Consider the following 10530-nt stretch of genomic DNA (forward strand, 5'->3'; position numbering starts at 1 on the left):
GTCAGAGCACCTTTCCGGTCGCGGAGGGGGCGGGCGAGTGGGTGGCGGTGTCCCCGTCCGCCTCGGGACGGCGGAGCAGGGCGATGGAGCCGGAGACGGTGGTCGCCTTGAGCGTGCCCCGGCCCGCGCCCAGGGTGCCGGTGATGGACTTCGTGCCCCACTGGCCTCCCACGCGCAGGTCCTCGAAGGCGTTCGACACGGAGCCGCTGGTGGTGCTCGCCTGGACCCGGGCGTCCGCCGGGTGCGGCAGCCGGATGGCGACCTCGCCGGAGACGCTGGTGAGCCGGATGTCCGCGGGCGGTCCGTCGAGCTCGGCCGGGTCGAGGTCGACGACCATGTCGCCGCTGACCGTGTCGGCCTTCACCGAGGCGCCCGCTCCCTCGATCACCGTGACGTCCCCGGTCACCGAGTTGGCCCGCAGGGCGCCCGTCACCGACTGCGCCTCCAGGTTGCCCGAGACGCTCTCGGCGCGGACCGGGCCGGAAAGCCGCAGGAGGGTGGTGTCGCCCGTGACGCCGCGCACCTCCGTGCGCCCGCTGATCCCGGAGACGACGGCCTCGGCGCCGACGACCCCCACCTCGACGTCGACGCCCGCCGGCACGGCGACGGAGACGACGGCGCGGCGGCGGTACTCCTTGCGGTCGAGCCACTTGAGGATGCTCTTCCAGTGCAGGTCCTCGTAGCTCACGGTCAGGGTCGAGCCGTCCTGCGACACGATCAGAGGCGGGCCCTCGATCTCGGAGACCTCGACGCGGACGGAGCTCTCGTCGGTCCCCACCACGTTCACCGCGCCGTTGACGATGCGGACCTGCAGGCGCGTCACGGGGTCGGCCGGCGCGAGTTTCGTCGGCTCGGTGACGGACCACTCTGTCATGGTGCTGACCTCCCGTTTCGGCAACGCAACATATCGCGTCTTTCGATAGACACGATATATCGCGGTGAAGGGAAGTCAACCCTGACTCTTCCCTGACAGGGTGGGGGGCAATTGCCCTCGTACGCGGACAAATTGCCCTAGCGTAGGGGCATGAACGCGACATCCGGACCAAACCCCGTCGGGGCGCTGCTGCTCTGCCGCGCCGATCCCCCGGCGGTCCGCCCACCGGCCCGACTGCTCAGGGAACAGCTGCTCCTCGCCCCCGCGGGCACCGACTGGACCGTGCTCGTACCCGAGGGCAAGCCGTGGCTGCACGGCGGGGAGCCGGTCGAACAGGTCGTCACCGGTTGGGCCACCGCGCTCGCGGTCTCCGCCGCCACCTGGCCGGTCGTCGCGCTGTGGTGGGACCGTGAGCGGGCCGGACTCACGCTCGCCGCCGGATTCCGCCGCACCGTCGGCTACACCTGGCTCGCCGACGGCACCCCCGCCGGCGAGGACGAGGCCATGCGCACCTTCGCCGCACGGCTCGCCCTCGACCCCGTCCTCGACGTGCAGGCCCTGGAACCGCTCACGGAGCCCGACCAGGACGCCGACGCCCACACCCGGCTGGTCGGCGTCGTCGCCGTCCTCGCCCGCGCCGGCCTCGCCCTGCCGACCGGCCTCGCCCCCGGCGACAGCGCCGACCGGCTCCGCTCCGTCGCCCTCGCCCAGGGCGCCGAACAGCTCGAATGGCCCGTCGACGGCGGTTCCCCCGCCCTGACGAAGCTGAGGGCCTGGGGCGGCGACGCCGTGCGCGCCGAACTCGACTCGGTGACCGAGGGACCCCTCGGCCCGTACCTGCGCGCGCCCAAGGCGCGGGCCCTGAGCGCGGTGCAGCTCGCCGCGGGGGCGCCGCTGCTCGCCTGGGGCATCGGCCGGCGCTCCGGCGGCTGGGCGACGGCCGGCGCGCTGCTCGTCGCGCACGGGATGCTCGGACTCGCCTGCGACCGGCCGTCGGAGCGGTGACCCCGGCGCCGCCTCGGGCGCGGTGATCCCGACGCCGGGCGGGCTTTCCTACTCGTCGTCGTCCTCGTCGTCGTCCAGACGGGCCAGCCAGGTCGCGAGGCGCTCGACCGGCACCTCGAAGTCGGGGTTGAGGTCGACGAAGGTCCGCAGCTGCTCGGCGAGCCACTCGAAGGTGACCTCCTCCTCGCCGCGCCGCTTCTCCAGTTCCTCGATGCCACGGTCGGTGAAGTACATGCGATCAGGATAGGCCGGAAACGCCGGAGGCCCGGCACCCCCTCGGGGATGCCGGGCCTCCTCCCGCACGCGGTGCGGAAAGGTCGATCAGGCCTCGAAGACCTCGTTGACCAGCTGCTGCTGCTCCGCCTGGTGGCGCTTGGCCGAGCCGACCGCCGGGGAGGAGGAGTGCGGACGCGAGATCCGGCGCAGGCGCTCGCCCGCGGGGATGTCCGCACCGACCGCCAGGTCCAGGTGGTCGATCAGGTTCAGCGCGATGAACGGCCACGCACCCTGGTTCGCCGGCTCCTCCTGCGCCCAGATGTACTTCGCGGCGTTCGGGTACTTGGCGATCTCGGCCTGGAGCTCGGCACCCGGCAGCGGGTACAGGCGCTCCAGACGGATGATCGCGGTCTCCGTGTCACCGCGCTTCTGACGCTCGGCCTCCAGGTCGTAGTAGACCTTGCCGGCGCAGAAGACGACCTTGCGGACGCCCGCCGGGTCGACCGTCGTGTCGCCGATGACCGGGCGGAAGCCGCCGGTGATGAACTCCTCCACCTTGGACGCCGCGGCCTTCAGACGCAGCATCGACTTCGGGGTGAAGACGATGAGCGGCTTGTGGTGCGGGTTGTGGACCTGCCAGCGCAGCAGGTGGAAGTAGTTCGACGGCAGCGTCGGCATGGCGACCGTCATGTTGTCCTGGGCGCACATCTGGAGGAAGCGCTCCGGGCGCGCGGACGAGTGGTCCGGGCCCTGGCCCTCGTAGCCGTGCGGCAGGAGCAGCGTGACGCCGGAGGTCTGGCCCCACTTCTGCTCGGCCGAGGAGATGAACTCGTCGACGACGGTCTGCGCGCCGTTGACGAAGTCACCGAACTGGGCCTCCCAGATGACCAGGGCGTCCGGGCGCTCCAGGGAGTAGCCGTACTCGAAGCCCATCGCCGCGTACTCGCTGAGCAGCGAGTCGTAGACGTTGTAGTGGGCCTGCTCGTCGGTCAGGTAGAGCAGCGGGGTGTAGTCCTCGCCGGTCTCCTGGTCCACCAGGACCGCGTGGCGCTGGCCGAAGGTGCCGCGGCGGGAGTCCTGGCCGGACAGCCGGACCGGGGTGCCCTCCATCAGCAGGGAGCCGATGGCGAGGGTCTCGCCGAAGCCCCAGTCGATGGTGCCGTCGTCGATGGAGGCGGCACGGCGCTGCATCTGCGGCAGCAGACGCGGGTGGACCGTGATCCGCTCCGGGATGCTGACCTGCGACTCGGCGATCCGCTTCACGACCTCCTGGGAGACCGCGGTGGTGACGCCGACCGGGAAGGCGGCCTTGGCGTCCGGGACCGTCGTGGACGCCGGGGCGTTGGTGGCCTCGCGGACCTCCGCGAACACCTTCTCCAGCTGGCCCTGGAAGTCCTGGAGCGCCTGCTCCGCCTCTTCGAGGGTGATGTCGCCGCGACCGATGAGCGACTCGGTGTACAGCTTGCGCACCGAGCGCTTCTTGTCGATCAGGTTGTACATCTGCGGGTTGGTGAACTGCGGGTTGTCGCCCTCGTTGTGACCGCGGCGGCGGTAGCAGATGAGGTCGATCACGACGTCCTTGTTGAACGTCTGGCGGAACTCGAAGGCGAGCCGCGCGACGCGGACCACGGCCTCCGGGTCGTCGCCGTTCACGTGGAAGATCGGCGCCTCGATCATGCGGGCCACGTCGGTCGCGTACATCGAGGAACGCGAGGACTCCGGGGCGGCGGTGAAGCCGACCTGGTTGTTGATGACGATGTGGACCGTGCCGCCGGTGCGGTAGCCGCGCAGCTGAGACATGTTCAGGGTCTCGGCGACGACGCCCTGGCCGGCGAAGGCCGCGTCACCGTGCAGGGCGACGGGCAGGACGGTGAAGTCCGTGCCGCCCTTGTTGATGACGTCCTGCTTGGCGCGGACGATGCCTTCCAGGACCGGGTCGACCGCCTCCAGGTGCGAGGGGTTGGCGGCCAGGGAGACCTTGATCTCCTCGCCGTCGAGACCGACGAAGGTGCCCTCGGCGCCCAGGTGGTACTTGACGTCGCCGGAGCCGTGCATCGACTTCGGGTCGAGGTTGCCCTCGAACTCGCGGAAGATCTGCGCGTACGACTTGCCGACGATGTTCGCCAGGACGTTCAGACGGCCGCGGTGGGCCATGCCGATGACGACCTCGTCGAGGCGCGACTCGGCGGCCGAGTCGATGACCGCGTCGAGCAGCGGGATGACGGACTCGCCGCCCTCCAGGGAGAAGCGCTTCTGGCCGACGTACTTCGTCTGCAGGAAGGTCTCGAAGGCCTCCGCCGCGTTCAGCCGGCGCAGGATCCGCAGCTGCTCCTCGCGCTCCACGCGGGAGTGCGGGCGCTCGACGCGGTCCTGGATCCACTTGCGCTGCTTCGGGTCCTGGATGTGCATGAACTCGACGCCGGTGGTGCGGCAGTACGAGTCGCGCAGCACGCCGAGGATGTCGCGGAGCTTCATCATCGACTTGCCGGCGAAGCCGCCGACCGCGAACTCGCGCTCCAGGTCCCACAGGGTGAGGCCGTGCTCGGTGATGTCCAGGTCGGGGTGCTTGCGCTGCTTGTACTCCAGCGGGTCGGTGTCGGCCATGACGTGGCCGCGGACCCGGTAGGAGTGGATCAGCTCGAAGACCCGCGCGGCCTTGGTGACGTCGTCGTCGTGCGACGCGTCGATGTCCTTGAGCCAGCGGACCGGCTCGTAGGGGATGCGCAGGGCCTTGAAGATGTCGTCGTAGAAGCCCTCCTCGCCGAGGAGGTAGTTGGCGACGACGCGCAGGAACTCGCCGGAGGCGGCGCCCTGGATGACCCGGTGGTCGTACGTCGAGGTCAGGGTCATGACCTTGGAGATGCCCAGCTTGTTCAGGGTGTCCTGGGAGGTGCCCTGGAACTCGGCCGGGTAGTCCATCGAGCCGACGCCCATGATGACCGACTGACCGGGCATCAGACGCGGCACGGAGTGGACGGTGCCGAGGCCGCCGGGGTTGGTCAGGGAGACCGTGACGCCGGTGAAGTCCTCCATCGTCAGCTTGCCCACGCGGGCCCGCTTGACGATGTCCTCGTACGCCTGCCAGAACTCGAAGAAGTTGAGCGTCTCGGCCTTCTTGATGCCCGCGACGACGAGCTGGCGGTCGCCGTTGGGCTTCACCAGGTCGATCGCGAGGCCGAAGTTCACGTGCTCCGGCTTGACCAGGGTGGGCTTGCCGTCCTTCTCCGCGAAGGAGTAGTTCATCGACGGCATGGCCTTGATCGCCTGCACCATCGCGTAGCCGATGAGGTGCGTGAAGGAGATCTTCCCGCCCCGGGCGCGCTTCAGGTGGTTGTTGATCACGATCCGGTTGTCGAAGAGCAGCTTCACCGGGACGGCGCGGACGGACGTGGCCGTCGGCACCTCGAGGGAGGCGTTCATGTTCTTCGCGACCGCAGCGGCGGGGCCGCGCAGGGTGATCAGCTCGGGGCCGGCGGGGGCCTCGGTGCTCGGAGCGGCCTTGACCGCGGCCGGAGCGGCGGCGGGCTTCGCGGCGGCCGGCGCGGGGGCCGCGGCCGGCTTGGCCGGAGCCGCGGCCGGGGCGGGCGCGGGGGCCGGGACGACCGCGGGAGCCGAAGGCGCGGCCTGTGCGGGGCCCGCCTGCGGCGCCGCGGGCGCGCTCGGAGTGGTGGCGGCCGGGGCGGCCGGGGTCTCCGATGCTCCGGGCTTGTAGTCGGCGAAGAAGTCCCACCAGGCACGATCGACTGAATTCGGGTCCTGGAGGTACTGCTGGTAAATCTCGTCGACGAGCCACTCGTTGGCGCCGAAGGCGGCGGCGGGGCTCACGCCCGCCCCGTCTTGGTCGGCCGGGGAGCTCGGGGTACTGGGGGACTGAGACGACACGGCGGCAACCGCCCTCTTCCGCTTCGCAAGGTGATGGACAGCGGAAATAAAGGCTACGCCTGTCCGGCCGAGAGGTGCAGGCCGGGCACTCCAACGTCGCGCAAGTCACACTTGACGGGGTGTTTCGGGGCCGTGAATGGCGGGAAACAACCGTGGTTCCGTCGGTGTGAGGGTACGGGAAAGCGCGGGCACGGCCCCCTTCGGCCGCATCCCTGATCGTGTCCCGCTCACGTGCACGCAGGTGCCGATCACGGAGGCGCAGGTCCGCTCACGTACACGCAGGTCCCGCTCACGTATACGCAGAACGTGCGCTTCCGGTTCGAACCCTACGTCAATCTCTCGGGCGAAGGTTGCCCGGAAGAGTGACTCTGATGCGGCAGCCACGTGACGATTCGGCCACGCCGATCCCGCCGCCGTGCAGATCCACCGCCCAGCGGGCGATCGCCAGGCCGAGCCCCGTGCCCCCGTCGCTGCCCGGACCGGGCCGGTGCGGAGCCGAGCCGCGGTTGAACCGCTCGAAGACCTTGTGCCGCTCCGACTCGGGGATGCCGGGACCCTCGTCCTCGACCTCCAGCTCCAGCGAGTCCGGGTACGGGCCGCGCCGGGCCCGGACCGTGACCCGGCCGTGCGGCGGCGAGTGCTTCACCGCGTTGTCGATCAGGTTCGCCATCACCTGGTGCAGCCGCTCCGCGTCCGCGTGCGCGACCAGCTCCGGCGGCGACACGTCCAGGTGCAGGTGGACGTCCGTCCGGTTGTGCAGCCCCGAGGTGGAGGACAGGCCACGCTGGGAGGCGGCGAGGTTCGCCTCGCGCAGCACCCCCGACAGGTACGGCCAGACCTCGAAACGACTCGCCCGCAGCGCCACGACACCGTTGTCAAGACGTGACAGGTCGAGCAGCGTCTCCACCAGCCGGCCGAGCCGCTCGGTCTGCTTCAGGGCCGACCGCATGGTCTCCGGATCCGCCTCGGAGACCCCGTCCACGACGTTCTCCAGGACCGCCCGGAGCGCGGCGATCGGGGTGCGGAGCTCGTGCGAGACGTTGGCCACCAGCTCCTTGCGGTGCCGGTCGACCGCCTCCAGGTCGTCCGCCATGCGGTTGATGGTCGACGCCAGGTCGCCCAGCTCGTCCCGCCGGTCCGCGCCCCGCACCCGGCGGCTGAAGTCGCCGCGCGAGATCGACCCCGCCACCGTCGTCATCTCGTCGAGCGGGGCCGTCAGCGACTGCGCCACGAACTGGGTGATCAGCAGGGTCGCGATCATCGCGAAGACCGTGATGTACCGGAACTCCGTGGACGTCCGGATCGCCACCAGGGCGAGGGCGGAGGTCAGCAGGACCGCCCCGACGACCAGGGCGCCCAGCTTCGTCTTGATCGAGATCACGATCCGGCGGGGCCGTCGCGGCCGGTGCGGTCCCTGTCCCACGTGCGGCCTCCCCGGCCCCGGCCGGCTCACGGCGCCGGGGTCTCCAGCGCGTACCCCACGCCGTGGACCGTGCGGATCCGCTCGGCTCCGATCTTCCGGCGCAGCGCCTTGATGTGGCTGTCCACGGTCCGGGTGCCCGACGCGTCCGCCCAGTCCCACACCTCGGCCAGGAGCTGCTCGCGGGAGAGCACCGCCCGCGGGGTGCCCGCCAGGCAGACGAGCAGGTCGAACTCGGTCGGGGTCAGGTGCACGTCCTCGGCCCGGACCCGGACCCGGCGCTGCGCGTGGTCGATCTCCAGCTCGCCCAGCCGCAGGATCCCGCTGCGCGGGGTGACCGCCGCCAGCGCGGCCCGCTCCACCCGGCGCAGCAGCACGTGCACCCGGGCGGCCAGCTCGCGCATCGAGAACGGCTTGGTCATGTAGTCGTCCGCGCCGACGCCGAGCCCGACCAGCATGTCGGTCTCGTCGTCGCGGGCGGTCAGCATGAGGACCGGGACGGGGCGCTGGGCCTGGACCCGGCGGCACACCTCGAGGCCGTCGAAGCCGGGCAGCATCACGTCCAGGACCATCAGGTCCGGCTGCCAGGCCTCGGCCGCGTCGACGGCCGCGGGGCCGTCCGTCGCGGTCTGCACGAGGAAGCCCTCGGCGCGCAGCCGCGCGGAGATCGCCTCCACGATCGTGGCGTCGTCCTCGACCACCAGGACGCGCCGCTGGGCCCCCGGAGTGGCCGCCGCACCGTGGTGAGTGGTGTGTGTCTGCTCCATTGCCCCGCCTCGCGTCGCCGATGTCGGCTCAGCAGCCTAGAGGTACCGGCGGCGTCCCGGCTATCCAGGAGCCGTCCCGGCGCCATCAGGGACGTACGGCGAGGTGGACCGCGTCGGGGACGCCCCGGGCAACGGGGATCTCTTCCGTCCGTACCCCGCTGAATCCGGCATTCCGCAACGACTCCTCGAAATCCGCGGAGGGGCGGGCGGACCACACGGCGAGGACGCCGCCCGGGTTCAGGCGGGCCGCGCAGGCCGCCAACCCCTCGGCCGCGTACAGCGATTCGTTGTCCTCGGTGACCGTCCAGTCGGGGCCGTTGTCGATGTCGAGGCAGAGTGCGTCGTAGGTGTCGGGCGAAGTGCGGAGGTAATCCATCAAGTCCGTGTGCAGGATCACGGTCCTCGGATCGGCGAGCGCGGCCCCGGAGATCGCCGCGAGCGGCCCCTGGCGGTGCCACTCGATGATCGCTTCCTCACGCTCCGCGACGGTGATCCGGGCCCAGCGGGGGTCGGCGGCGGCATGGGCCAGCGAGAAGCCGACGCCGAGGCCGCCGACGAGGACGGAGGCGCCGGAACGCGACTCCGCGGGGAGGGCGGCCTGGGCCGCGTCGATCAGGAGGCGCTCGGAGCGCCCGTCGGAGGTGTCCATGAGGAAGGTGCCGTTGGCGATGATCTCGAAGTGCTCGGCGCGGCGGCGCAGCACGACCTCTCCGTACGGTCCTTCGCGGCGGTCGAGGGTCAAGGGGGAGGACATCGTCGTTCTATCCGCTCTCGTCTCGGCAGTCGGTCCCGGCCATCCTCGCCGGGCGGGGCGGCCGGGACAAACACGTTTCGGAGTCGGATCGTCACGGAGTGGACCCGCGCGGCGCCGGGCCGCGCGGGCCGGCGGTGTCAGGGGCGGGGGGACTCGTGCTTCACGAAGTGCTCGATCCGGTTCAGCTCGCGGCGGGCGTCGACCGGGCTGCCGTACGTGCGGTCCCAGGTGATCGGGGCGATGGTGACGTGCCCCTTGTCGAGCAGCCAGGTGGAGTCGGCGTCCGCGCGGCCCTCGGCGCACTCGCCCTCGCCGCCGCCGTCCAGCGGGCAGAGGCCGAGCGCGATGTCGAAGGAGTCGCCGTCCCCGCGCTGCTCGAAGGCGTGGTGGACGACCGCGCCGTCGCCGACGCGCGTCCACACCGGGGCCTTCGCCGGTGCTCCGGCGCTGACGTCGGGGTAGTCGACCTTCAGGGCGAACTTCGGGGTCAGCAGTCCGCGCTGCTTCAGTCCGGCGACGAGCCGGGCGCCGAACTCGGCGTGCGCCCGGTAGTTGACGCGGGGGAAGTTCAGCTGGCTCTCGTCGCCGGAGGAGGAGAAGGCGAGGGCCGGGACGCCCTGGTCCACGGCGGCGACGGCCGCGCCGACCGTGCCGGAGTCGTTGACGCTGGCGGAGACGTTGGGGCCGGAGTTGATGCCGGTGAGGACGAGGTCGGGGGCCTCGGTCCAGCCGGCCTTGGCTCTGAGCCCGGCGCGGAGCGCGAGCTTGACGGTGTCGGCGGGGGTGGCGGACGGGGAGTCCTTGGTGCAGGGGCCGGCGGAGAGGCAGACGCCGTAGACGGCACCGGCGGAGGGGGCCTGGGCGCAGTCTCCCTCGTACCCGGCGGGCAGGGTGGTGCGGCGCTGGGCGGTGAGGACGCCGCCGTTGGTGACGGCGGTGCCCTTGCCGGACTGGACCTGCCAGGGGGCCATGACGACGACGTCGGCTCCGGCGGCGCACATCGCGCGGCGGAGCTCGTACAGGCCGAGGCCGTCGGAGTTGCTCGCCTTCGCGGCCTGCATCGAGTCGTCGTTGGAGATCAGGATCCGCATCCCGGCGAGCGGGCGGGCGGGGCCGGGCGCGGCGGTGTCCGCGGTCGTGGCGTAGGCGGTGGCGCCGGCTCCGGCGAGTACGGCGGCGGCCGCGGACAGGGCGAGGTACGTACGCATGGAGAACCTTTCAGGTGCATGACATGCGGGCAGGGGGGGAGATCCGGGGCCCCGCCCCCCACGGGAGGGCCCCGGATCGTGCGCGGGGTCGTTCAGGTACCCCGCGGTCTGGGGGTGCGCCGGCCCGGTGACCGGGCGGATCGGGTCCCGGGACCTCGGCCGGGCGGCGGGGCTCTCCGGGCAGGACCCAGGCCCTGTCCGGAAAGCCCCGCCTGGCTCGCGGCGCGCGAGCCCTGCCCTCCGGGCGGACGGCCTGCTTTCCGGGCAGGCCCTGGGGCCTGCCCGGCGGATCAGGGCCGGATGTGCCCTAGACGAGTAAGTCCGAAGTCTTCGGGCGCATGAAGCGAGGGTCTCGTTGGTCCGTTTGTGACGACAGACCTCGAAACCCTCGCGACAGCACTGTA

At 71.6% G+C, this 10530-nt stretch carries 8 protein-coding genes; 1 reads left to right on the top strand and 7 read right to left on the bottom strand.

Features of this window, described 5'->3' with window-relative positions:
• Window position 1: 1 nt before the first annotated feature.
• A complete protein-coding gene (locus OO54_RS36820) occupies window positions 2-874 on the bottom strand; it encodes a DUF4097 family beta strand repeat-containing protein (protein WP_033211335.1) in 873 nt (290 codons plus the stop codon).
• Window positions 875-1024: 150 nt separating this feature from the next.
• Here OO54_RS36820 and OO54_RS36825 point away from each other — a divergent pair, with 150 nt between their 5' ends.
• Complete coding sequence (locus OO54_RS36825; RefSeq protein WP_033211336.1) at window positions 1025-1879, top strand: hypothetical protein; 855 nt, start codon at window positions 1025-1027, stop codon at window positions 1877-1879.
• 48 nt (window positions 1880-1927) lie between these two features.
• Here the strand turns inward: OO54_RS36825 and OO54_RS36830 are convergent, their stop codons facing one another.
• The 6 genes from OO54_RS36830 to surE form a co-directional block, all read right to left on the bottom strand.
• Complete coding sequence (locus tag OO54_RS36830) at window positions 1928-2113, bottom strand: DUF6104 family protein (protein ID WP_024761804.1); 186 nt, start codon at window positions 2111-2113, stop codon at window positions 1928-1930.
• A gap of 87 nt (window positions 2114-2200) precedes the next feature.
• Entirely contained in the window at window positions 2201-5977 is a 3777-nt protein-coding gene (locus OO54_RS36835; protein ID WP_033211337.1) for a multifunctional oxoglutarate decarboxylase/oxoglutarate dehydrogenase thiamine pyrophosphate-binding subunit/dihydrolipoyllysine-residue succinyltransferase subunit, read from the bottom strand.
• Between the two features lie 331 nt (window positions 5978-6308).
• A complete protein-coding gene (locus tag OO54_RS36840) occupies window positions 6309-7400 on the bottom strand; it encodes a HAMP domain-containing sensor histidine kinase (RefSeq protein ID WP_051787687.1) in 1092 nt (363 codons plus the stop codon).
• A gap of 26 nt (window positions 7401-7426) precedes the next feature.
• Window positions 7427-8164 carry a response regulator transcription factor gene (locus OO54_RS36845; RefSeq protein ID WP_017236227.1) on the bottom strand — a complete coding sequence of 246 codons (738 nt, stop codon included), beginning with the start codon at window positions 8162-8164 and terminating at the stop codon, window positions 7427-7429.
• A gap of 85 nt (window positions 8165-8249) precedes the next feature.
• Window positions 8250-8918: a spermidine synthase family protein gene (locus tag OO54_RS36850; RefSeq protein ID WP_033211338.1), complete on the bottom strand. Its 669-nt coding sequence runs from the start codon at window positions 8916-8918 to the stop codon at window positions 8250-8252.
• Window positions 8919-9055: 137 nt separating this feature from the next.
• Window positions 9056-10126, bottom strand: coding sequence for a 5'/3'-nucleotidase SurE (surE, locus tag OO54_RS36855; RefSeq protein WP_051787689.1), 1071 nt, complete (start codon window positions 10124-10126; stop codon window positions 9056-9058).
• Between the last annotated feature and the right edge of the window lie 404 nt (window positions 10127-10530).

It is taken from the genome of Streptomyces wedmorensis, from assembly GCF_000716445.1.
Classification (GTDB): domain Bacteria; phylum Actinomycetota; class Actinomycetes; order Streptomycetales; family Streptomycetaceae; genus Streptomyces; species Streptomyces wedmorensis.

Excerpts from the sequence above, each read along its gene's own strand:
- OO54_RS36820 (WP_033211335.1), bottom strand. The coding sequence starts at position 874 with ATGACAGAGTGGTCCGTCACCGAGCCGACGAAACTCGCGCCGGCCGAC.
- OO54_RS36825 (WP_033211336.1), top strand. The coding sequence starts at position 1,025 with ATGAACGCGACATCCGGACCAAACCCCGTCGGGGCGCTGCTGCTCTGC.
- OO54_RS36830 (WP_024761804.1), bottom strand. The coding sequence starts at position 2,113 with ATGTACTTCACCGACCGTGGCATCGAGGAACTGGAGAAGCGGCGCGGC.
- OO54_RS36845 (WP_017236227.1), bottom strand. The coding sequence starts at position 8,164 with ATGGAGCAGACACACACCACTCACCACGGTGCGGCGGCCACTCCGGGG.
- OO54_RS36850 (WP_033211338.1), bottom strand. The coding sequence starts at position 8,918 with ATGTCCTCCCCCTTGACCCTCGACCGCCGCGAAGGACCGTACGGAGAG.
- surE (WP_051787689.1), bottom strand. The coding sequence starts at position 10,126 with ATGCGTACGTACCTCGCCCTGTCCGCGGCCGCCGCCGTACTCGCCGGA.